General features: G+C 51.8%; 13 protein-coding genes. 8 read left to right on the top strand and 5 right to left on the bottom strand.

Annotated features, from left to right (window positions below; genetic code table 11):
• Nucleotides 1-154: 154 nt before the first annotated feature.
• Together ACN0YN_RS24820 and ACN0YN_RS24815 are read left to right on the top strand one after the other, a co-directional pair.
• Nucleotides 155-1,663, top strand: coding sequence for an ATPase domain-containing protein (locus ACN0YN_RS24820; RefSeq protein ID WP_417387725.1), 1,509 nt, complete (start codon nt 155-157; stop codon nt 1,661-1,663).
• Nucleotides 1,656-4,190, top strand: coding sequence for a response regulator (locus ACN0YN_RS24815; protein WP_417387724.1), 2,535 nt, complete (start codon nt 1,656-1,658; stop codon nt 4,188-4,190). Before ACN0YN_RS24820 ends, ACN0YN_RS24815 begins: the two co-directional genes overlap by 8 nt.
• Nucleotides 4,191-4,203: 13 nt before the next feature.
• On the opposite strand, the gene ACN0YN_RS24810 is transcribed toward ACN0YN_RS24815, so the two are convergent.
• The 4 genes from ACN0YN_RS24810 to ACN0YN_RS24795 all read right to left on the bottom strand — a co-directional run bounded on the left by ACN0YN_RS24810 (nt 4,204) and on the right by ACN0YN_RS24795 (nt 12,843).
• Nucleotides 4,204-5,862 (bottom strand): Glu/Leu/Phe/Val dehydrogenase dimerization domain-containing protein, encoded by a 1,659-nt coding sequence (locus ACN0YN_RS24810; RefSeq protein ID WP_417387722.1) that lies wholly within the window; start codon nt 5,860-5,862, stop codon nt 4,204-4,206.
• Nucleotides 5,863-5,865: 3 nt separating this feature from the next.
• On the bottom strand, nt 5,866-9,954 hold the full coding sequence (locus tag ACN0YN_RS24805) for a response regulator (RefSeq protein WP_417387721.1): 4,089 nt from the start codon (nt 9,952-9,954) through the stop codon (nt 5,866-5,868).
• Nucleotides 9,955-10,242: 288 nt separating this feature from the next.
• The gene (locus ACN0YN_RS24800) at nt 10,243-12,282 is read right to left on the bottom strand and encodes a PQQ-binding-like beta-propeller repeat protein (protein WP_417387720.1); all 2,040 of its coding nucleotides are present in this window, start codon (nt 12,280-12,282) and stop codon (nt 10,243-10,245) included.
• Nucleotides 12,283-12,333: 51 nt separating this feature from the next.
• Entirely contained in the window at nt 12,334-12,843 is a 510-nt protein-coding gene (locus ACN0YN_RS24795; protein ID WP_417387719.1) for a HEAT repeat domain-containing protein, read from the bottom strand.
• Between the two features lie 243 nt (nt 12,844-13,086).
• Here ACN0YN_RS24795 and ACN0YN_RS24790 point away from each other — a divergent pair, with 243 nt between their 5' ends.
• The gene (locus ACN0YN_RS24790) at nt 13,087-13,503 is read left to right on the top strand and encodes a hypothetical protein (protein WP_417387718.1); all 417 of its coding nucleotides are present in this window, start codon (nt 13,087-13,089) and stop codon (nt 13,501-13,503) included.
• A gap of 80 nt (nt 13,504-13,583) precedes the next feature.
• The gene (locus ACN0YN_RS24785) at nt 13,584-14,063 is read left to right on the top strand and encodes a hypothetical protein (RefSeq protein WP_417387717.1); all 480 of its coding nucleotides are present in this window, start codon (nt 13,584-13,586) and stop codon (nt 14,061-14,063) included.
• 109 nt (nt 14,064-14,172) lie between these two features.
• Here ACN0YN_RS24785 and ACN0YN_RS24780 read toward each other — a convergent pair whose 3' ends face one another.
• A complete protein-coding gene (locus tag ACN0YN_RS24780; RefSeq protein ID WP_417387716.1) occupies nt 14,173-16,971 on the bottom strand; it encodes a sialidase family protein in 2,799 nt (932 codons plus the stop codon).
• Between the two features lie 148 nt (nt 16,972-17,119).
• Between ACN0YN_RS24780 and ACN0YN_RS24775 the strand changes: the two genes are divergently transcribed.
• The 4 genes from ACN0YN_RS24775 to ACN0YN_RS24760 all read left to right on the top strand — a co-directional run bounded on the left by ACN0YN_RS24775 (nt 17,120) and on the right by ACN0YN_RS24760 (nt 23,707).
• Nucleotides 17,120-18,595, top strand: a complete 1,476-nt coding sequence (locus ACN0YN_RS24775) for an Nramp family divalent metal transporter (RefSeq protein WP_417387715.1) — start codon at nt 17,120-17,122, stop codon at nt 18,593-18,595.
• Between the two features lie 54 nt (nt 18,596-18,649).
• Nucleotides 18,650-21,469, top strand: coding sequence for a DUF1553 domain-containing protein (locus ACN0YN_RS24770; protein ID WP_417387714.1), 2,820 nt, complete (start codon nt 18,650-18,652; stop codon nt 21,467-21,469).
• A gap of 44 nt (nt 21,470-21,513) precedes the next feature.
• The gene (locus ACN0YN_RS24765) at nt 21,514-22,968 is read left to right on the top strand and encodes a DUF1501 domain-containing protein (RefSeq protein WP_417387713.1); all 1,455 of its coding nucleotides are present in this window, start codon (nt 21,514-21,516) and stop codon (nt 22,966-22,968) included.
• A 328-nt stretch (nt 22,969-23,296) separates the two neighbouring features.
• Nucleotides 23,297-23,707: a hypothetical protein gene (locus ACN0YN_RS24760; protein WP_417387712.1), complete on the top strand. Its 411-nt coding sequence runs from the start codon at nt 23,297-23,299 to the stop codon at nt 23,705-23,707.
• Nucleotides 23,708-23,724 lie beyond the last annotated feature (17 nt).

The following is a 23,724-nucleotide window of genomic DNA, read 5'->3' as shown; positions in this document are numbered from 1 at the left end:
GTTTATTTAACCTGAGTAGTCAACTCACTTTATTGTGTATCACAATCCTGCATTCGACTGTTCCTCCAGTCTGTCAGAGATGTGATTCAGGGCCGACAAATATCAAACCTTATCATTATTGGAACAACATTTACCTGAATGTGAGAAAGCGATGATGAAAGATTCGAATCGTGAAAAGCTGGTGCAGACAGGGAATCATGCATTAGATACTATTCTTGAAGGTGGTTTCACATCCGGCCGGGTCTATTTAGTCGAAGGTGACCCTGGCACAGGGAAAACAACCCTCGCCCTCCAGTTTCTGCTGGAAGGAGCTAAAAATGGTGAGACCGGATTATATGTAACTCTATCGGAAACAAAAGAAGAGCTGGAAGCAGTCGCCGCTTCCCACGGCTGGACTATGAAAGACATTGAAGTCTACGAGCTGGTTGACTCCAGTGAGCTGGTTGACTCCACTGCCTCACAGTATTCCATGTTCGAACCCTCTGAAGTGGAATTAAGTAAAACGATTCGCGGGGTTTTGGAACACGTGGAACGCAGCAAACCTACGCGCGTCGCTTTCGATTCACTTTCCGAAATGAGGCTGCTGGCACAAAGTCCCCTGCGTTATCGCCGCCAGATCCTGGCCCTCAAGCATTTTTTCACCGGGCGCAACTGTACGGTGCTCATGCTTGACGATAATACTGCCCATGATGCCGATCAGCAGTTACAAAGTATTGCGCATGGTGTGATCCGTCTGGAACACATGATGGGTGATTACGGGGGCGAACGCCGACGTCTGAGGGTCATCAAATATCGAGGCCAGAAATTTCAGGGAGGCAACCATGACTTCCAGTTGCTGACGGGAGGGCTCAACCTGTTTCCCCGTAAGGGACAGGAACAGCCGGTCGAAAGTACGAATTACCCACTCGTCTTAAGTGGTAACGCTTCCTTAGACCAGCTGGTAGGCGGGGGCCTCTCTCCCGGAACGAGTACTCTGCTCATGGGGCCGGCAGGTGTCGGTAAATCATCCACTGCCATGCTGTATGCAATTTCAGCGGCAAGTCGCGGCGAAAAAGCGGTCTTTTTTATCTTCGATGAAACGCGTGAAGTTCTCATGGAGCGGGCTGCCAGTTTAAACATGCCACTCCAGGAACATCTCGATTCGGGGAATATTGTCATTCATCAGCAGGATCCCGGTGAATTACTGCCAGGTGAGTTCGCCTGTCAGGTTCGCGAAGCCATCCGCCCCAGTAACGATGGCAAGCGGGTTTCTGTTGTGGTGATTGACAGTCTGAACGGGTATATGAACGCGATGCCTCACGAGCGTTTTCTGATTGTGCAGATGCACGAAATCCTGAAGACATTAGCCAAGCGGAAAATCCTGACCTTCCTCGTGGTCGCCCAGCATGGGATGCTCGGTCATATGGCGACCCCCGTCGATGCCAGTTACCTGGCAGATGCCGTTATCCTGTTTCGCTACTTTGAAGCGGTAGGAGAACTGCGGCAGGCCATTTCTGTGGTGAAGAAGCGAACGGGCTCCCATGAGCGGACGATACGAGAATTTCAAATGCGAGATGGTGTCATCAGGGTTGGTGCGCCTTTAGACGAATTTCAGGGGATTCTCAGTGGGACGCCTACTTACACAGGAAAAATCTCAAAACTGCTGGGGAGAGAGCATGAGTAAAGAATCAGTGACAGAGGATTCCGACAGTCTCTGTGTGCTGATTCTGGCTCCGACACCAAAAGATAATGAGTTTTGTGTGAAGGTCCTGGAAGATGCCAGGATCGAAACCCGGGTTTGCGCCAACCTGCAGGAACTCTGTAACCAGGTGAGCCAGGGAAATGCCGCCGTCGCATTGATTGCAGAAGAATATCTGAAAACAGACAAGAATCGTCTGATTCCAGAAATACTGTCCCGTCAACCGGCGTGGTCCGATCTTCCCATCGTGGTCTTACTCATCTCGGGAGAACATACTTCACCTTCCCTCAATCAGTTACAGGAACTGGGGAATGTCACCCTGATTCGACGACCGGTTCGGATCGCAGTCTTTATTAATACTATCCGGGCAAACCTGCGAGACCGGGAGCGCCAATACAGTGTGCGCAACCTGCTGAAAGAACGAAACGAAGTCAATCAGAATCTGGAGATTCAGCAGAGACGGTTTTCGCTGGCACTAAAAGCAGGAGGCATGGCAGCGTGGGAGCTGCAGAACGACAACCTGTACTGGTCTGATGCCATTTATGGTCTACTCGGGTTGCCTTCTGGACAACCTGTTTCGCTGGAACGATTTTATTCTGCGATCCATCCCGATGATTTACCAGCACTCAAAAAAGTCTGGGAAACTTCCGTCCGAAAAAAGAAGCCATTCGAGAAGGAATTTCGCATCCTGTACGCTGGCAACGAACAGAGGTGGATGGAATTGATGGGTGAATCTGTTGAATCGGAAATGGGAAACCCCGGACATTTCGCCGGTCTGTTCTGGGATATCACAGCGGAAAAAATTCAGGAAAAACGCGAACAGCGCGCTGCTGAAATCGAACGGTTCCTGAGTGAAGCAACCATGACGCTTGCTGCTTCGCTGGATTTTGAAACGACGCTGGAAAATGTGACTTCACTGTGTGTTCCGACCTTAGCCGACTGGGCCATCCTGGAACTGATCGGCGATGATCATAACATCCGGCGTATGAAGATTGCGCATGCGGAACCGGGCGCATCGATGCTGGCAGAGCAGCTGATGCAGGCCGATACAGACTCTCAAATGAAAGAACTGCCTGCCAATCCTCATCTGTTCGGGAACGAAACCGTTTTTATTGAGAATCTGACAGATGAGTTACTGAGTGATGTCGTCCCTACCCCAGAGCATCTGCCTCTGCTGCGTGAATTGCGCGCGGAATCATTAATTGTCGTTGCGCTGGGCATACGCGACCAGCAGTTTGGTGTCTTAACATTGATTCGGACCGATGCGGCGTTTCGTCACAAACTCAGCGATTTCAAAACAGCCGAAGAACTGGCACGCCGGGCATCGATTGCCATCGACAATGCGCGACTGTTTAAAATCGGTCAACAGGCGAGTGCTGCCAAAAGCGAATTTGTTGCCAACATGAGCCACGAAATACGTACTCCCATGACGGCAGTTCTCGGCTACGCTGATTTACTTGCCGAATCAGAAAATGATCCCGATAAATTACGTCATCTGCGAATGATTCAGAAAAACGGAAGTTTCCTGCTGGACATCATCAATGACATCCTGGACCTTTCCAAAATTGAAGCAGGAAAAATGGAATGCGTGTCAGAACGTTTCGCCGCGGATGAGTTGATCGCTGATGTGTACTCCATGATGCAGGTTCGTGCTTTGGAAAAACAGCTCGACTTCAGTGTTGAATATGCGACGACCATTCCAGCCCTGATCGAAAGCGACCCGAAACGACTGCGTCAGATCTTAGTGAACCTGATTGGGAACGCGGTCAAATTCACGTCTGATGGTTCGATTCGACTTGTCATCTCGTATGATGCATCGGGTGAGCTTCCTGTCATTCAGTTTGAAGTCATCGACACCGGCATTGGCATCACCGACACACAGCTTTCCCAGCTCTTTCAGGAATTTTCTCAAGGCGATACTTCCGTAACCCGCTCTTTCGGCGGAACCGGACTGGGGCTGGCGATCAGTTCGCGACTGGCTCACATACTCGGCGGAAAGATCGAGGTTTCCAGCCAACCCGGGAAGGGAACAGTTTTCACCTGTAAAATCCACGCCGGGCTGGTCGACTCTGCTCCGTTGATTCACCCTGAGAAAAAACAGAATCTGACTTTCGTCGCATCAAAATCACAGGAAGAGCAGCCGATTTTGTCATGTAATGTGCTGGTCGTCGATGACCGTCGTGATATCCGTTATCTCGTGAAGCAGTTTCTCGTGAAATCCGGAGCAGATGTCGAATCGGCCAATGACGGTCTGGAAGCAATCGAACGGGTTGAACAGGATCAGCATTCGTTTGATATGATTCTGCTGGACATGCAGATGCCTCGACTGGACGGATATCAGACTGCAGAACGACTGCGCCGCCTCGGCTATAACCGACCGATCATTGCACTCACTGCAGATGCGATGCACGGCGATATGACCCGCTGCCTGGCCAGTGGCTGTGATGCTTTTCTCAGCAAACCGATTAATATCAAAGAACTGATTGAGATTGTCGCACGCTATACTCAATAGTTTGTATTCAGAATTACGGATACAATCCCCGAGCCAGTTTGGCCTGGGCAACACGTTCCACCCCTTCAATCATGGCAGCGGTCCGCATATCAAACTGATTCTTTTGCGCGCGATTCAGCGTTCGTTGAAATGCGTCTTTGAGAATTGAATGCAAGCGTTCGTTTACTTCATCAAGCGTCCACATATAGTTCTGCGTATCCTGAACCCATTCAAAGTACGAAACGGTCACGCCACCAGCGTTCGCCAGAATATCAGGCAGGATAAAAACTCCTTTTTCATTAAGCACTTCATCCGCTTCCAGAGTCGTCGGACCATTGGCTCCCTCCGCCAGCAGTTTACATTGGATGCGGTCGGCGTTCTCTGCAGTAATCTGATTCTGCAGCGCTGCCGGAACCAGAATATCGCACTTCAGTTCCAGTAGTTCTTCATTGCTGATGTGATCTCCTTCGGGATAACCTTCCAGAAACCGGTTTTCCGCCACATATTCCAAAAGTGAAGGCATCGATAGTCCGTGTCGATTATAAATCCCCGTGGTGGCATCACTCACCCCAATGAGCTTCACTCCCAGTTCGCTCAGAAACTGAGCGGCGTGACTGCCGACATTCCCGAAACCCTGCACCACTGCCGTGCATTCACTCAGGTTCAGTTTCAGGTGTTTTGCCGCTTCCTGAATCAGGTAAACCACGCCACGTCCCGTCGCTTCATTCCTGCCGCGGGCTCCCCCCAGTACCAGCGGTTTTCCGGTGACAACCGCAGGCACGGTATAACCGACTTCCTGGCTGTAAGTGTCCATAATCCAGGCCATGACTCTTTCGTTAGTCCCCATATCGGGTGCCGGGATATCTTTATCAGGTCCAATAATCGGGCTGATTTCTGTCGCAAAGCGTCTCGTTAACCGTTGCAGTTCGTGGCTGCTCAAACCAGTCGGATCAATCCGCACTCCCCCCTTTGCTCCTCCAAATGGAAGATGCACCAGCGCACACTTCCAGCTCATCCACATCGCCAGTGCAGAGACTTCACCCAGACTGACATCCTGGTGATAGCGTATCCCCCCTTTGGTCGGGCCCATGGTCAGAATATGCTGAACGCGATAGCCAAACACTGTTTCGACCTCGGTGTAATGATCCCGCCGAAAAGGTAACGTCACCGCCAGCGTTCGCTGCGGGAACAACAGGCGCTGCCTGATATTATCGTCCAGTCCCATAAACTGCGCTGCTTTCAGAAACTGTCGCTGGGCCAGACGAAACATGGGAGAATCCCATTCAGCGTCTCTTACCCTGGTCCGCTCGATCGCATATCGTATCGACCGAATCAGCGAAGTCCTGCTGAGTTGCGTCTTCACCAGGTAATCCTGAGCTCCCGCTTCAACCGCCTTGGCTGCCAGTTTGACATCATCCAGACTGGTCACAATGACAATCGGTATCGCCGGGGCAAAGGAACGAACTCTGATAAATGTATCCAGGTCTTCGCTGTCAGGCAGAGTCAGATCGAGGAGCACGACATCCACCGACGCCGCATCCAGTTGGTTCAGACCTGCCTGGAGAGTGCCGGCATACTGAAGTTGAAATATGGGAGATTTTGATTCTGCCAGCAGGGTTTTCACCAGACCAATGTGAATCGGATTATCTTCAATCAGAAGTACTTTTACTGTATTCCCAGATGCCGTATTCATCGTTTATTCCTTTTCTGAAGTAGTTGACTCAATGTGGTCGGCAACCGCCGGGAGTAATCGATCGAATTCCCGGTCCAGATTCTCCAGTGCCTCCCTGGCTTCGCTCAGCTTTTTCTCTTTCCCCATTATTTCCAGCTTATACGCGGCTTCCGCAGCGGGATGCGCTTCAAACAGAGCAGCCGAACTTTTCAATGTGTGGGCGGCGCGTCTGAGTGACTGTGCGTCATTATCTTTCAATGCCTCTCTGATTTCTGACAATAATTTTGGCGCTTCGGTCAGAAAGATCTGTCCAAGTTCATTGAGCGCTTCTGCGGGGATTTCAGACTTATCCATCGCCTGTTGCCAGTCGATAATGTTCTCTGTATCAGGATCATCAGACTCTTCTGATTGACTCGATGTGGAATTGTGATCTGCAGCATTCACAGCCTCCCCCTCCTCGTTCAAATCCAGAATCGGTATTTCTTCCGTGAGTGCTTCTGCCGAATTGAGATGCAGGCAGTCTTCAATGGTCGTATACAGCTCTCTGACACGAACCGGTTTAGAAACGTAACCATCCATGCCGGCTTCCAGACAGCGTTCGCGGTCTCCCTTCATCGCATGCGCGGTCATCGCGATAATGGGAACGTGCTCTCCCGTTTCCTGTTCGTATTCTCGAATCTGTCGCGTGGCTTCGAGCCCATCCATTTCAGGCATCTGCACATCCATGAGAATCAGATCGAAATCGCGGGCCTTCCTCTCTTTAACGGCGTCTCTGCCATTGAGGACAACTGAGATATCATGTCCATGAGGTTCTAACAGAGCGAGCGCCAGCTTCTGGTTGACCAGGCTGTCTTCTGCCAGCAGGATCGTCAGAGGGGGAATCCGTCGTGCCAGTTCAGCGGTTGCCGTTCGAACCTCATGCTGAGGTGCCCCGTTCATTCCCAGTGTTTCTGCGATCGAATTGAACAACTCCGATTGCTTTAACGGTTTAATCAGATGGGCGGCGATCCCCAGTTCTTTGCAACGGGATATTTCTCCCTGACGGTCGCTGGAAGTAATCATCATGATGACGGCACTGCCCAGTGTGGTATCCTGCTTGATGGCTTTTGCGACAGAAAAACCGTCCATGACAGGCATATTGGCATCAACCAGCACCAGGTCAAACGGGTGCTTCGCCTGCTGGCTGGCGTGCATGACATCCAAAGCATCACTGCCTCGATTGATGGATTGCGTCTGCATGTTCCAGCTTCTCAGCATCTCTTCGAGAATCTGGCAATTGGTCTGATTGTCATCAACAATCAACACCCGCAATCCGTCCAGCTCCGCTTTCAATAAAGGTTCGTTGGCGGGAACCTCTTCTTCTGTTAATTCGAAACGTGCCGTAAAATGAAATTCACTCCCCTTGCCGACTTCGCTGTTGACCCAGATCTTTCCCCCCATCATTTCAATCAGACGAGAGGCGATTGCCAGTCCCAGCCCCGTACCACTGAACCGGCGGGCCATCGATTCATCGACCTGTTCGAACGCCTGGAAGATCTGCTGCTGTTTGTCCTCAGGAATTCCGATTCCCGTATCACGCACAACAAAATGCAGCTGCACCTGATTCTTTGACTGAAAGTCATAATTCACATCCAGAACAATCTCGCCCTCTTCTGTAAATTTAATGGCATTCCCGACCAGGTTGACAATGATCTGCCTTAAACGGAAGCGGTCACCGACAATCGTATCCGGGACATCCGAATCGAGATGGAATGCCAGCTCCAGATGCTTGTGATGCGCACGGACCGCGAGAGACTTCATCGTATCTCCCAGGTTTTCCCGCAGATGGAATGGCGCTTTATCAAGATCGAATCGCCCCGCTTCGATCTTCGAGAAATCCAGAATATCGTTAATCACCGAAAGTAACGATTCCCCCGATTCCTGCACCATCGTCAGGTATTCGTGTTGAGTGGAATTCAGTTCGGTATCGAGCAGCAGCTCTGTCATCCCGATCACAGCATTCATCGGCGTGCGAATTTCGTGACTCATGGTTGCCAGAAATGCACTTTTCGCACGACTGGCCGCTTCGGCGGCTTCTTTTGCCTGTCGTAATTCTTCCTCTGCCCGTTTCTCTTCGGTGATATCATGGATAAAAGCGGCAAACAGAAATCCATTTCCCTGGGGAACCGGCGTGATGGTTAATTCCACGGGAAATTCGTGACCATCGCGGTGCAGCGCAGAGAGTTCCAGCCGTTTGTTGAGTAATGGCCCTTCGCCGGATCGCAGATAATGCTCAACACCATGCGTATGCTGTACCCAGTAACGTTCCGGTATAATCGTCTCTTCCAGAGAACGTCCTATCGCCTCCTCATGCGACCAGCCAAAGGTTACTTCTGCCTGTTCGTTCCATTCACAAATGATGCTCTTCTCGTTGATGGCAATATAAGATTCATGTGTCGTCGCCAGAATTGCCCGGTTCTTTTCATCTCTTGACTGAAGTTCCTCCTGGTTGGCGCGGGACTCGGTGATATCCCGCATCACAATGACGCCGCCTCGTAACTCACCACGATCATTCCTGAGCGGACGGGCGGTCACACTGATCCAGGTCCCTTCCGGGATATCCGGATTCTCCAGATACAACACAACTTCATCCAGCGACTCTCCCCGCATCGCACGCGCCAGAGGCAGATCTCTCGAGGGACACATGGTTTTCCCATCCGCCAGATAGCATCCATAAATCTGAGACCATTTTTCAGGATCCACATTCTGCGGACCAATGCCAACAATCTGCTCTGCGGCCGGATTCCAGAATACGGAATTTCCATCCTTATCTGCGACGATCACACCATCGCCCATACTGTCCAGAATGGACTGCAGAATCTGCGACTGCCGCCGGAACTGTTTCTGTGAAGCTTTTAATTCAGCCGTCCGTTGTTCGATCCGGTCTTCCAGTTCCTCTCGGGAAGCCGACAGTTCCTCTGCCATATGATTAAAGGCCGACCCCAGCATGCCCACTTCGTCTGACGAATTGATGGGAACCCGGACATCCAGATTTCCCTGCGCAATTTTTGAGGCGGAAGTCGCCAGGCCTAATACGGGCCGCGTAAAGCGTCGTGCCACCAGAAACGAAACGACCATCCCGAAAACGACCAGCCCCATCTGCAGCAACAGCAGCAGCCTGCGCAAATAAGTCACCGGTGCGTAGGCTTCTTCCAGGCTGATTTTGGCAATCATTCCCCAGGGGGCTTCCAGATCCGGCTGATAATTCACGGGGCGATAAGAGACAAGCACCCGATCGCCGTCGTAATCCATCACCTCTGATCCACTTTCGTCCTCCAGTGCCTTGGCCATTGCCGGCACATCAGCGATGGGGACAGACCATTCATCGCTGTCACGGGGTTGAAACAGGTAGCGAACATGATCTCCCTGCTTGGTCGCAACCAGTAAATCCCCCGTCTTCTCCAGGCCAACGCGATTCGTCAGTATTTCTTTCAGCGGGGTCACATCCAGCCAGACCATGAGGACGCCCAGCAGGTTTCCCGTCTCATCATTCATCGGTGCAACCAGATAAGTGAGATAGCGACCATTGACTTCCTGGGGTAGATCCAGGCGTGGATGCTCTTTGCCTTCCAGAAATCCGGGATCACCCGCGTAGGTCTTACTCAAATAATCATCATTGGTCGCGGTGATGACGGTTCCCTGCGGATTGACGATCCACAGATCACGAAAGCCGGATGAGCTTCCAAATTTTGTGTCTTCCAGAATTCGCTCCGATTGCTCACGGAACGAGTCCAGATCGATTTCGCCGTCATTGAATTCATGGATCAATTCATGGAGGCTGGTGCGATTCGTCACCAGAGCAGCGCGTTCGAGTTGCTGCTTTACATATTCTTCGAACAGTGCAGCCCGGTCTGTGACAACCAGCTGCAGACGGAGGTGAATATTGTCATGAATAATCTCGCGTGCAGCGACATAAGCCAGGTGCCCGAGAATCCCGCCGCTTAAAACAACGACGGCTGCGACGAACAGAGTATTCTTTAACAACAGTGAGCGCCAGAAGGAAGGGGGCTCATTGGTAAACGTATGCTGTTTTGCTGCGGGAGCAACCTGTTCTCGATCGATGGAAGCGCACATGGAGCTGATCCTTCCTGACACATACGATGCCTGCATCAGGAAAAAACGGCTGTGCCTCAGCCCCCTTTCCGGCGCGGCATTTTCATTGCAATCGTCAGTCGACTGCAATCTGCAATTTGTTGCATCGTATGCGTTTACATGTATTCTATGCAGGAAACAGCGCTTTGGAAACAGGTTGTTTAAAACTTCGGAAAGATCTCCTGGACTTTCATCCGGAAATGATCGATTTTAAGGAATCACCTGATGCCCCACACATTGAAAACAGGTGGATACAGATGCTGCCTCCCCTCAGTATTTCAGCCAGAGCACGACAATGCCGCTTCCATAAAACCCGGCATAAGTGATCAGCTTTAAGATCAGGGAAAAACAGATCCCACTGAACTTTTCTTTCGAAAGCTGTGCTTCCAGTAACCCCAGCGGAAGCGCCCCGATTGGACCGGCGAGAAAGGCCCATTCGAAAACAAGACTAAGACGTCGACATAAAAGAAAATAGCAAATCGAAATACCTGCAAAGACAAACAGAGGCAGATAATCGCGCCAGAGAGAACGCTGCTGCGATCTGCGAAACTGGACGACAGCCAGAACAGGATCGAAGGCAATATACAGACAGAGCGGCCAGGTAAAAACAAAATCCCGGGTCCAGGCACTGATCCAGGTGGTCCCCAGTGCACCACCTAAAAACGCGAGCGTTCGATAACAGATTACCCAAGTGAATAAACGACGTTCAACGCGAACCAGACTGGCAGGGACCAGCGCGATCAACAGACTGGCCAGCAGCAAACCCGAGGACCAGAAAAACCAGTTCCAGAGCCAGCTCTGAGAAGGCAGGTCAAAGGCATACTCCGGTTCAATCGAAAGTATCTGCCCTGCCCAGTCCACATACTGTTCCTGCGGTATCTCATCCACACGCAATGTCTGTTGCTGTGTTGGCAGGAATTCAGGCTCCCCCACATAAATACAGGCCGCCCGTGACTGGTTGCGCAGATAAACACAACCACGATGCAGAATCGGTGGCGTCCAGGTCAGTTCGCCGGCCAGCACAGAACACCGCGCCAGAATTTCACATTCTTCCGGATTGATTTTCAGCAAAATCAGTTCGCCCCGTTCGTTGAGTAATATTAACTTACCATCGGCAACGATGATCCCGGCCTGACCGATCTCGTCCGATGTATCGTTATTTGAACGTTCCGGTCTGCCTGAGCCCTGCTCCCATAATTCGTTTCCTGTGAGAAAGTCGATGCAGCGGAATTTTCCCCGCGAAGGACGTTGCGTTTTTGACTGTTGATCAAAAATATCGAAACCGTAGATATGTCCCTCCACCAGAACACTCGAAAGGACGTCATTCGACATGGTCCGTGAGCGCCAGATATTTTTGAGCGTCGTCCCTTTTTCAAATTCCGAGGGGATTTCATACAGTTGAGATCCGGCCCTGAAGGGAGCGGCAATCCACAAATAAGGCTCCCGGTAAAGTGGCCAGGAGGAATGTTCGTCGTACCCTTCTGACAGTTCATGCTCCAGCAGTAATTCCCCCGTTTTCAAATCGTGGAGAACCAGTGCATTTTCCAGGTACCCCACAATCAGTTTTCGCCCCTCGCGGGTAATGGGCATGGCGGGGGTATAGCTGGCTGGTTGACTCCCCGCCTGCCAGGCCGTTTTTCCATCCTTCAGATGCAACGCGACCAGGCTTGCCCCGGGACCGCCGACAGGCATGATGACCAGTTGATCAACGACTGTCGGCGAACAGGCGTAACCAAAGCCGGTTCCCCCATCACCCTTGAAGTCTGTTACCAGATTTCGTGACCAGATTAGTTTTCCATTCTCCGCATCCAGGCAGCCAAGCAGCCCACTCGGTCCGGCAAATAACAGACGTCCTGCTGCCAGCGTGGGTGTGGCCCGCGGTCCCGGATAGACTCCCGCCAATTCATAAGGCCAGTCATACCAGTACTTCCAGATCTCTTTTCCGGAACGGGCATCCAGACAATACACATATTGTCCCTGCAGGTTCTGCCCCAGCGTATAGACACGATTGCCCTCTGCCACAAAAGCAGAATACCCCTGTCCCAGTTCTTTCACCCACAAAACCGGAGGCCCTGCGGAAGGCCAGTTATCGGCGATGTGGATTTCAGGGGAATGTGCGTCAAAATGCAGGCCCCTGACGGAAGGCCAGCCGACCTCTTTGACATCCGCCGGTAGAAACGGATTGGCAGCGTCTGACTGCGCAAATAAAGATCCCGAGCAGGTCAGCAGCGAAAGCAACAACAGCAGCCAGACTGCCTGACGCAGTTGAACGATAATCCCTCGCGCAGGGGGTACTGGTTCAAATGTCACTGGCTGCTCATTCAAATAATGAAAACGGATCTGAATTGAAAGTCAGAAGGGTCAGGAGTCGACTTTGGAAAATTTAGAGAGTGCCTCAAGTGCCTGAATCGGTACGTGCATTGACGAATCCAGTGATTTCATTGCCTGAATCACGGGAGTCAATTTATCTCGCAAATCCTCATTATCAGAGGCCAGATGATGCAACACAAAACAGGCGCCATCTCTGAACACCGCGGGATCTTTGATTAACGCGTGTAAAATTTCCGGCACGGCCTTTTCGTTTAAGGCAATCAACGCATCGCCGGCCACCCATTTCACACTGGTGTCATCGGTCAATGCTTCTACTAAAGCAGGTATCGCTGCCGGATCGCAGATGGTTTCAAGTGCCTTGGCAGCTTCCCAGCGGCGCATTTCGGAATCATCTGCCAATGCTTCCGCTAATGCAGGGACTGCTGGTTTACCAAGTTTTGTCAGACCTTTCCGTGCGGCCTGACGCAACTCACTGTCAGTGCTGTCGAGCTGACTGATCCATTCAGAAATCTGTGGCTGGGTTGAACGCTCGTCGGTCATTCACATCTCTCCTGTTGTGCGGGACGGTCATTGCTGCTCTCTATAAACTGCTTCAATTATAACATTCCGCAAATCAAAAGACACCAGTCTTTCCCGTGTGGAACTGCAAATCCGATTTATGCCGGTACAAGCACAAACAGGCAGTTTGCCAAGATTGCTGAATTCCATTTAAAACATTACAATCAGGTCTCCGGTCTCTTAACAGCAAATGAACCTCCAGGAATTATTGAAACTGGAAATGGCATGCGGCATCGATTCGGTAGACTTCTGCTTTTCCCACTCCTGCTTATTGTGGTCAGTCTTCCCTTACGCTGGGGACACAGCCATGAAGGGATGACGGGGCAGCAGTTATCTCTACACCTGCAGCAGTTCCATCCGCCTTTACAAAATCAGTCACTCCCCGCTGGCTGGCACTCACACCCGCTCTTCCCCGGCATTGTCCAGGAAAAATGTTCCCATCCATTTGTCCTCGATATTCTGCCTGAAAACAGAGTTCAAATCTCTGTTGAGAAGGAACAGTCTGACCTGGAGACTGTGGATTCGGGAATCCTTGAAAGGGAGGCCTCGAACCGGCAGTTTTCATGTTTTTTTCATGAAGTCAGAATACACGCTGATCAACACGCGCAGATTTATCTGCAGCTTCAGGTTCTGCTGATTTAACCATGAACCCCTTGCATGCAGATCTTGAAAAATACTCATTCGATCTTCCCGATACTTCACCTTATAAGGAATTCCCTGTAATGAACCTGTCTATAAAAATGATCTTACCTGTCTGTTTTACTCTGTTTTTTGGTCTGATGCTGACATTCCATTCCGCTTCCACTGTGCAGGCGGAATCAGCAAATGAAAAGATGAGTGCCGGCGAACCGGTTGAACCTGATATGCACGAATTTATGGAATACGTGTTCCAGCCAACCTACAAACGACTCAAACAGGCAATGGCGACAGAACCAGCTGACCGCAGTGCCTGGAAAACGATCAAAGCCGACTCGCTGATTCTTGCAGAAGGGGGCAACCTTTTACTTCTGCATGATCCCGGAAAAGACCGCAAAGAGTGGGACGCGCACAGTATCGAAGTCCGCAAAGCAGGCGGTCAGCTTTATAAAGCAGCGAAAGCCAAAGATTTTAAAGCAGCACAGCTGCACTACCAGTCGATGCTGAAAAACTGTAACGCCTGTCATCAGCAGTTTGCCGGCGGCAAGCACCAGTTGAAACCCTGATTTCAAAACCGTCTCAGATAACTTATCACCGCCTGCCTTCTCCGGACAGCAGGCGGTGATTTATTTTAACGACAGCTCCATACAGGCTGCATTCGCCAGCTGATGCGGTTTACTCAGGCTTCTCTTTTTTCGGATGGGTCGCTTTACTGATCAGCTGCTTTAACTTTGATTGGGGACTGACCAGTTTTTTCGCCAGGATATCCTGCTCAGTAAACTTTGCCAGCAAGATTTCGCCATCCGTGGATCGATTCCGATCATACGAAATGTAAATCGAACCATCCGGTGCCTGAAAGCCATCGGGATAAGAGATCCCTTTTCGCTCATCAATCACCAGCCCCCCCTGCCAGGTCATGCCATCATCGTCCGACAGCCAGGCACTTAACTGCACACGTCCCTGATGCTTGTCTATCTGGTCTCCATGTTTCACGAGGAGCAGCCGTCCCGAAGCCAGTCGTCGGATATGAAAACGCGCGTTAGGCTGACGGATTTGCGGAGGCAATGAAGGAGTTGCCCAGGTTCGCCCGCCATCTGTGGATGTGGTCTGCATGATCCCTTTGGCAGTTCGCGCCAGCATCCAGAGTGAACCATCCCTGCGTTCGACAATCATATGTTCGTGCCAGTCTGGGTTGGGAAAGGTCGCGGCACCGCGGCGTTGCCAGGTGGCTCCCCGATCGGTCGAAACGAAGACATTCGCACCACGCAGGGAATCTAACTCCTTAAAACAACCTTTAAACGGGCCAAAACCGCTGCGCTGATCCAGAGAGATTGGCAGCATCCATTCACCACTGGAGAGGACCGTTGGTTTATTCAAGGTCACGCCATGCCAGATGCGCCGTGGTTCGGACCATTGGGGATGGTCGGCATCGGGATTTTCACAAACTGTCGCCCAGACCCCCGCTCTTCCATCAAACATATGCAGCGACTGATCAAAGATCAGCCAGAGCCGTCCGAGGGGATCGGTCCAGAGATTACCCACCAGAATACTGCGGTCGATGGGATGTTCCGGCGAATGGGAATCCAGGACGACACGCGGCCGCGACCAGTGCGCCCCATCATCGTCACTGGAAGCGAGCACGAAAAATGCTTTCGGACTGTCACCTCCCGCAACCCAACAGGCCCAGAGTCGTCCGCCCGGAGTTCTTTCAATTCCAATCGTCATACCGTAGTCGAGTTTGTCATAATCGTATTCTGGTAACGGTGAAGTATTCACAACAGGTGGAACCAGCGCCAGATCAGCCAGACGTTCCATATTCTTAATTTCTGCCTGCTGCTCGGATTTGGACACGGGGGTCGCTGCTGTCACTGTCACGCGCGTCCCCTGCCCCATTACGAGCAACACCAGTTTCTTAAATCGCAGATGTTCCCCTGCCTTGACCTGTTTCTGCCAGGTGGTCACACGGTTGATCTCTCCCGGGAAGAGTGGAAATTCCGGGAGATCGACTTTTTCAAACCCCTGTCGGATCAGATCAAGTTCCCGGGTCGCTGCTCCGGGTCGTCTGGCAGGAGTCAACGCGTAGAGTGTACCCGCATCTTTACAGACCGCTTCATATCCTTCGATCGTTGTTTTCAGGAATGAGCGCCCTTTTAACAGATCGGGGACTTCCTGGAGTGTGTATTGGCGATCGGTAAAGAGTTCGACGCCCGGTTGCAGAACTGCAGGTTGAACGACCGCTTTGGGTTTCGGCTTTCGTTGCAGCCCGGTTTGAGATGCGAAGGCGCCTGTTTCTTCCAGTTTACCAAACATGATTCGTTCTTTGCGGCTGGGTGAAGTATCTCCCTGTGTGACGCAGAGCCAGATGGCCCCTTCATATTCTGCAAAAGCCGGGTATTGAAATGAGTGAGGCGTTTCAAACCGATACTTACGCTGCCACGTCTTTCCGTCCCGGGATACGTCAATGTTGAAGACACTGCGATTCACGCCATCAATGCGAGTCGCTTCCTGCCAGCCCATGTAATAGACATCACCAAATTTATCGAAGGTCGGTTTCGAGTTGGTCCCATTGGGAACTGCCGCGACTGGTGTGCCCTGTGTCCAGTTGATGCCATCCGGACTGGTAGTAAAATAGTAATTGCGATCGCCGCCATCATTGCGGCAGATGGCCATCCAGGTCCCGTCTGGCAGACGATTGACGGCCGATTCACTCAGTTGTGCGGACTGTGGTTCGTTATAGTGCCCGAGTACTTCGACGGTATCATGTTTGTCATTCATACGGGCGAGTGCGTTCTGTTTTCCGGCGAAATTATTGATGGCGATATAAGTCTGATCTCCCCAGTTCTTGAAGGAATCAAACAGATAGAATCCGAAATCTTTGATCGGTTTCCTGAATCCGCTCGCAACAGCATCAGCATGAAAATACTGTGGCTGCATGTCAAAGGTACCGGCAGCGGTTTTCAGTTTGACTTTATGGATTTTGTTTTCGAAAGCACGGGCCGGAATATCAATATCGATATACCAGGTTTGAGCCTGTCGCTTGCCGGGCTGCTCACTGGCAAAAAAACAACGCAGGGTATTTTCATCATGTTTCAGAATCCGGGGCACAAAACAGGCACCAACGGGTAATGTTTCATTTTCATATTTCTGACCGCTGCGCGCGAAAGGAATGACGGCTTCGACTTTTAACGTCTTGAGGTTCACAATGGATAGTGCACAGTAGATTTCAGGCCAGCCGGCACTTTCCCCGGCACGGGTATCGTTGACCTCTGCTACGATAAAAGCACGGTCATTCAACAGGACCATTTCCGCATCGTGGGCCCCCTTCACCTGTTTGCCTGTAACAGGAATCAACCGTTCCAGAACCTGATCGCCGGCGAGCGCAGCATCCCAGCCAGGGGGAACAAGCGGTTCAGCAGCAGTGGTCAGCGAAACAACCAGAAACAGGGGAAGGCATAATGTGAGCGCAAATTTCATAGGAGTTGTACTTTTCTTTAGTTTTCAATGATTTGCTGAATGGTCTCTGTTATAACGTTATTGATTATGCGCAATCGAACCCTTTCCGAACAGTCAGTCCGTCCGAGAACAACAACTTTGTCAGGCCTGTAGAGAAAAGTAATACGTGATGAGCACGAATTCAAATCAGGAGTCAGAACCAACCACCAGCGGAAAACTGCCACCGTGGACGACCGGTGATCTGCCTGCACCGCCCCCTTTTACGATTCGCAATTTATTTCGCACGATTGGACCCGGAGCGATTTTGCTGGCGGGTTCCATCGGGGGAGGCGAATGGCTGGTCGGCCCGACGATCACCGTCAAATACGGTCTGGGGATTCTGTGGATTGCTACGGTCGCGATTGTGCTGCAGCTGCTGTTCAACCTGGAAGCGATTCGTTACACACTTTACACAGGCGAACCGATTCTGGTCGGCATCATGCGATTGCGGCCCGGTTCCCGTTTCTGGGCCAGTGGCTACATCTTCGCTGCGATCGCTCAACTGGGGGTCCCTGCTCTGGCGGCAGGTTGTGCTTCCGTCCTCTTCGCTGCGTTTGCCGGTCATCTCGCCGGTGAAGGCGATGCCACGTACCTCAGTTATTTAACTTATGTCGTGATTCTGGTAACGGTCGGAATTCTGCTTTCCGGCAAGACGATTGAACGCATGCTGGAATATTTTTCCTGGGTCATGATCGCGTTCATTTTTTCATTCCTGATCGTCGTGAATGTACTCTTCGTTCCGCTTGAGCACTGGCTGAAAACGCTGAGTGGTTTCTTTCAGTTTGGAAACCTCCCCGCAGATATTGACATCTTATTACTGGCCGCTTTTGCTGCGACTGCGGGTTCGGGAGGCATCGGTAACCTGGTGATCACGAACTGGTACCGCGATAAAGGTTTCGGCATGGGCGGCAGGGTTGGCTCGATCTCGAGTGCGTTCAGTCACAGCGAAGTACAGCTGTCCGCAACGGGGCAGGTGTTTCCCATTACGGAGGAGAATCTCAAAAACTGGCGATCCTGGTGGAAGTATGTGTCAGCAGATCAGATCTGGCTCTGGGGCATGGGCTGCCTGATCGGGATGTTTTTGAATGTCAATCTGGCGACAGCTGTCATCCCTGAGAATACGGAGATGGACCATATGGCTTCAGGCGCTTTCCAGGCCCGTTACATGGCAGAACATCTCTGGTCAGGATTCTGGTGGCTGGCACTGTTGAACGGGTTCTGGGTGCTGATGTCGACCCACTTGAGCAATACCGACGTTCTGATTCGTACGGTGACCGATATCGTCTGGGTGGCCAGCCCGCAGGTACGCGAACGTCGTCGAATGAGCATCAGCAGGCTGTATTACTTCTTCCTGACACTTGCCACGATCTGGGGACTGCTGGCGGTGAACTGGGGCCATGCATTATCTCTGTTCAAGATTCTCGGAGCCGTCGCCGGTCCGGTACTGGCAATCGCTGCGGTGCAGATCCTGATCGTCAACTCAACACTGCTGCCCAACGAACTACGACCTCGTCTCTGGCGGCGCGGGGCACTGATTTTGTGTGCGATCTGTTATGGATGTCTGTCTCTGGCGATGCTATGGGACTTGTATTTATCGCTGAAATGAGGCAGACTATAGTGTACAACGAGAGTGCTCATTCGATCATGGAGACTCCCCCCTGTGAAGCCCCTTGCATCATTCCGAGAACGCCGCACACTTTTTATTCAGCGAACGATTTTAATCGCGATCCTGTTCTGCGCTGCGATTCCCTCACTCTCTGCCGCTGCTGAAAATCCCGCTGCACAAACACCGGTGGTTTATGAAAGCCGGATTCAAAAAGTCTTCGAGCAGAAATGCCTCAGCTGCCATAATGCAAAAACCAGAAAAGCAGGTCTGGATCTGAGTTCCCCCGAAAGCATTCTGAAAGGGAGCGAGTCGGGCCGCATCATCCAGGCGGGAGACGCGGACGCCAGCCTGTTGTTTCAGATGATCGACGCGGGTGAGATGCCGCCCGATGAGAAAAATCACCTGAGCACAGAGGAACTGCAATCGCTGCGAGACTGGCTGAATGCGGGTGCCCACTTTCGCACGGCGGTTAAAACAGTACCTGCTGTCACACAGCATGATATTATTCCCCTGCTGCATTTACGGTGTGTTGTCTGCCATGGGGGGCGTCGCAAGGAAGCTGGTCTGGACCTGCGAACGAAAGCATCTATTCTCAAAGGGGGCAAATCCGGTCCCGCAGTCATACCGGGCAATGCGTCAGACAGCCTGTTGCTCAAACGGATTCATGCAGGTGAAATGCCACCCCCGCGCAGGCTGGTCTCTGCCAGTGTTAAACCGATGCAGGACAATGAACGGGAACTTCTTTCGCAGTGGATTGCGTTGAAATTACCTGAAGTCGAATTATCGCAAAATGAGAACGAAGAACTCGTAACGGAAGCAGACCGCGGTTTCTGGTCATTTCAACCTCCGCAGCAGCCAACGGTACCGGTGGTCAAAGGGCAGGATCGAGTCCGGAATCCGATCGACGCTTTTGTTTTACAGCGACTGGAACAAAAAGGGTTGAGCCTGTCTCCTGCCGCCAGCAAACGAACTTTAATTCGACGACTTTATTTCGACCTGACCGGCCTGCCGCCGCAGCCTGAGGAAATCGAACAGTTTCTCAACGATACCGATCCGCGGGCCTATGATAAACTGGTGGACCAGCTACTCGCCTCCCGTCGCTATGGGGAACGCTGGGCGAGGCACTGGCTGGATGCCGCCGGCTATGCCGATTCGGAAGGCGCACAGAATGAAGACAAACTGCGGCCTCACATGTACCGCTATCGCGATTATGTCATTCGGTCTCTGAATGAAGACAAGCCATACTCCCGTTTTCTGACAGAGCAGATTGCCGGCGATGAACTGGTCGATTATCAGTCGGGAAAAATCACGCCGGAGGTGTACGACTGCCTGGTCGCGACAGGCTTTCTGCGAACCGCGCCCGATCGTACGTTTGCGGACATCACGAATTTTGTCCCCGATCGTCTGGAAGTCATTGCTGATGAGATGGACATCCTCGGCTCCGCTGTGCTGGGCTTAACCATCAAATGCGCCCGCTGCCATTCCCATAAGTTTGATCCGATTCCGCAACGCGATTATTATCGCCTGACTGCGATCTTCAAAGAAGCCTATGACGAACACGACTGGCTCAAATCGCAGGGACCGCGGACGCTGTCCTCTATACCGAAGGAAGAGCGCGATAAATATCAGCAGCGCGAACAGGAACTGTCTGCCAAAGTTCAGGACCTCAAGCAGGAAATCGCTGCACTGACAGCTCAGACCCAGCAACTGCAGATGGAGAAGCAGGCCAAATCACTGGAAGCAGCCGACCCGCAATACAAACAGAAATGCGATCAGCTGCAGCAGAAGATCAAAGCATTAGAAGCCCGACGGCAGCCCCAACCGCGGATTCGTGCCCTCTGGTCCCGGGGAACCCCTTCCCCCAGTTATATTCTCATGCGCGGCAACTACCTCACACCTGGTCGTCCTGTCGAACCGGGTGTGCCTGCTGTCCTCTCCGGCAAAGAAAATCCGTTAGAGGTGATTTCCAGGCCCGTTCAACAGGAAAATAAGGGAGGCAGACGACTGGCGTTTGCCCGCTGGCTGACTCAGCCGGATCATCCGTTGACTGCGCGGGTCATGGTCAATCGCATCTGGATGCATCATTTTGGCAGAGGGATCGTCAAGACCCCCGAGAACTTTGGTCGGGCAGGAGAACGCCCTTCTCATCCGGAACTGCTCGACTGGCTGGCAACCGAATTTGTCCTGCAGAACTGGAGCCTGAAAGCCCTGCATCGGTTGATGGTGACATCAGAAACTTATCGGCAGACTTCAGCAGTGTCGGATGAAGCGTTGCGAAAGGATCCGGATGGCAGTCTGCTCTCGCGGATGCCTTTGAAGCGGATGGAAGGGGAAGTCCTGCGGGATACGCTGCTCTACCTGTCGGGGCAGCTGGATGAAACTCCGTTTGGACCGGCTGATCCGGTTGATGTACGTCGCGATGGACTGGTGACCTCTAAAGCTTCCGATCAGGGCTGGCGCAGAAGCATCTATGTGCTGCAGCGACGAACACAGATTCCCACGCTGTTGGAAAACTTTGATTATCCGCAGATGGGACCAAACTGCGTTCGACGTGGTGAATCCCTGGTTGCCCCCCAGGCGCTACACTTACTCAACGATCAGATGATTCATCGACTGGCGACCGAATTCGCTGTGAACCTCCGCAATCAGGCTGGCAACAGTCCGAGTGATCAGGTGAAACTGATCTACCGGCTGGCATTTGGCCGCGAGGCATCTGAGGAAGAAATTACCATTGGAATCGAGACGATGAACGCATTGAATCAGGAGTGGTTGAAAGCAAACCCGAAAACCACTGCAGAGGAAGCAGCTCAAAAATCACTGACAAACTTTTGTCATGCGATCTTTAATCTGGCCGAATTTCAATACATCGATTGATTGAGTCTGTTGATCAATCCTACTGCAGCAGAAAGTTGAGTCGAATGAATCCGGAAACCTCTGTTCAAAGCGAAATTCCTCGACGCAGTTTTTTTCAGCAGGTCTCCACGGGTCTGCAGGGAGCGGCTTTGACCTGGTTACTGCAACGGGATCTGTACGCCGAGGAAAAACCGAAACCGGCTCACCAGACTCCCCTGTTCGGCCCCCATCACCGGCCGCGTGCCAAATCCGTCATTCATCTCTTCATGAATGGCGGTCCCAGTCAGATGGACCTGTTTGATCCCAAGCCTTATCTGGACAAACATCATGGCCAAGATTACTTTCAAAAAATCGCCGGTGAAGTCGAATTTCCTGCCCAGGCGGGTGCCATCATGCGCAGCCCGTTTCAATTTGCACAGCATGGTGAATCGGGGATGTGGGTCTCGGATATCATGCCACACCTGGCAAAGCAGGTCGATGAAATCACGATGATCCGGTCGATGTACACGACCAATCTCACCCATGAACCGGCGCTCTATAAAATTCAATCGGGCAGCGAATTCACGGGGCACCCCAGCCTGGGCGCATGGGTCTCCTATGGGCTGGGAAGTGAGAACCAGAACCTGCCTGCTTATGTTGTGCTGGATGATCCGCTGGGACTGCCTGTGAACGGGATTGAAAACTGGCAAGCCGGTTTTCTGCCGGCACAACATCAGGGAACCCGATTTCGCGCCACCGGTTCTCCTGTTTTAAATCTCAAACCCGATTACGAACAACCCGCTGCAGTCACACAACTGGAACGCGATCTGATCACCCGCCTGGATCGAATCCATCAGCGAAAACGGTCACACCATCATCAGCTGGAAGCGCGGCTTTCCTCTTACGCTTTGGCCGCCCGCATGCAGATCGCTGCTTCCGATGCGCTCGATCTCTCGCAGGAAACGGAGGAGACTCAGAAACGGTATGGCATCGATCAGTCTGTGACGGAATCTTATGGTCGCCGCTGTCTGATTGCACGGCGTCTGGTTGAGCGCGGCGTGCGGTTCGTCCAGCTCTTCATCAACAGCCAGATCTGGGATACGCACAGCTCCATCGCCTCCACCCTGAAGAAAGCTTGCCAGCGGACTGACCAGCCTGTGGCCGCTTTGCTTCAAGACCTGAAACAGCGCGGCTTACTGGACGACACACTGGTCATGTGGGGAGGCGAGATGGGACGCCTGCCGATTGCCCAACTGGCTGCGAATAAAGATGCCAGAAAATCTGGTCGCGATCATAACAAGAACGCCTTGTGTACCTGGATGGCGGGGGGCGGGGTGAAAAAAGGGCTGGTCTGGGGTGCCACCGATGAACTGGGCTTTGCAGCCGTCGAGAACCGCGTCAGCGTACCTGACTGGCATACGACGATGCTGCATTTACTGGGTCTAAACCACGAAGAACTGTTTATTGAACGCAATGGATTGAAAGAACGCCTGACCGGAGTCGGCAATGATCCCCGGGTCATACAGGAAATTCTGGCCTGAGCAGATCTACTTCTTCCCAGCAATTCCTGACAAAAACACTTGTCTGAAAAGAGTTTACATCTTTACAGCCAAGGGAATCCCCTCCTGCTGAATTGAGACGAAATGTCTTCTTAAACAAATGTGAAAATCTTTTCACAATTAATTAGCAATCCTAATTCAAAACGCTAGGATCATAGGAAACCCTCTCTGCCTGATTCTTTCCGAGTCAGGCCAAGCGTCTATATTTCATGTAAAAGTCCCGGTTCGGGAAAATCAAAACCATTTAAAAGTATCAGAAAAAAAGCAGGCAGTTTTAAAAACAATTCATTCGAAACCGGCAGGAGGCATCATGTTTAAACGTGTTACTTCGTGGTTGAATTCTCTACTGCTCAATCCAGCTGTCTTGTGTATTATTCTCGTTTCGTTTTTTTCAGGTTCTCTGCTGCTTTGTAACCACCTGATCCATGTGGATGCAGAGGGAAGACCGTTAAATCCTAAACGCACCGTGTTTGAAAATCACCCGGTCACCCAGGAGTTAATCGAAGCCACGAGTGAATTAAACTGGCAAGATGATCCGGTGCTGGTATCGAAGGTTGACAAATTGTGCGAGACCCTGGCCCAGATGAAACGGGAGCGGGAACAGAATCTCGTATCGAATGCCAGCCTTGATCATGCAGCTGATCAGCAAGACTGGTATGTTGATATCTCGGTCCCCGTCAGACAGGCCTCCATGGAATCAATTCGAGAGTCAGAGATGTAACACGTACCGGGCCCGAA

This window comes from Gimesia sp. (assembly GCF_048260065.1).
GTDB lineage: Bacteria > Planctomycetota > Planctomycetia > Planctomycetales > Planctomycetaceae > Gimesia.
Note: the sequence above shows the minus strand (reverse complement) of the source record. Positions and strands in the feature narration are given on the sequence as shown.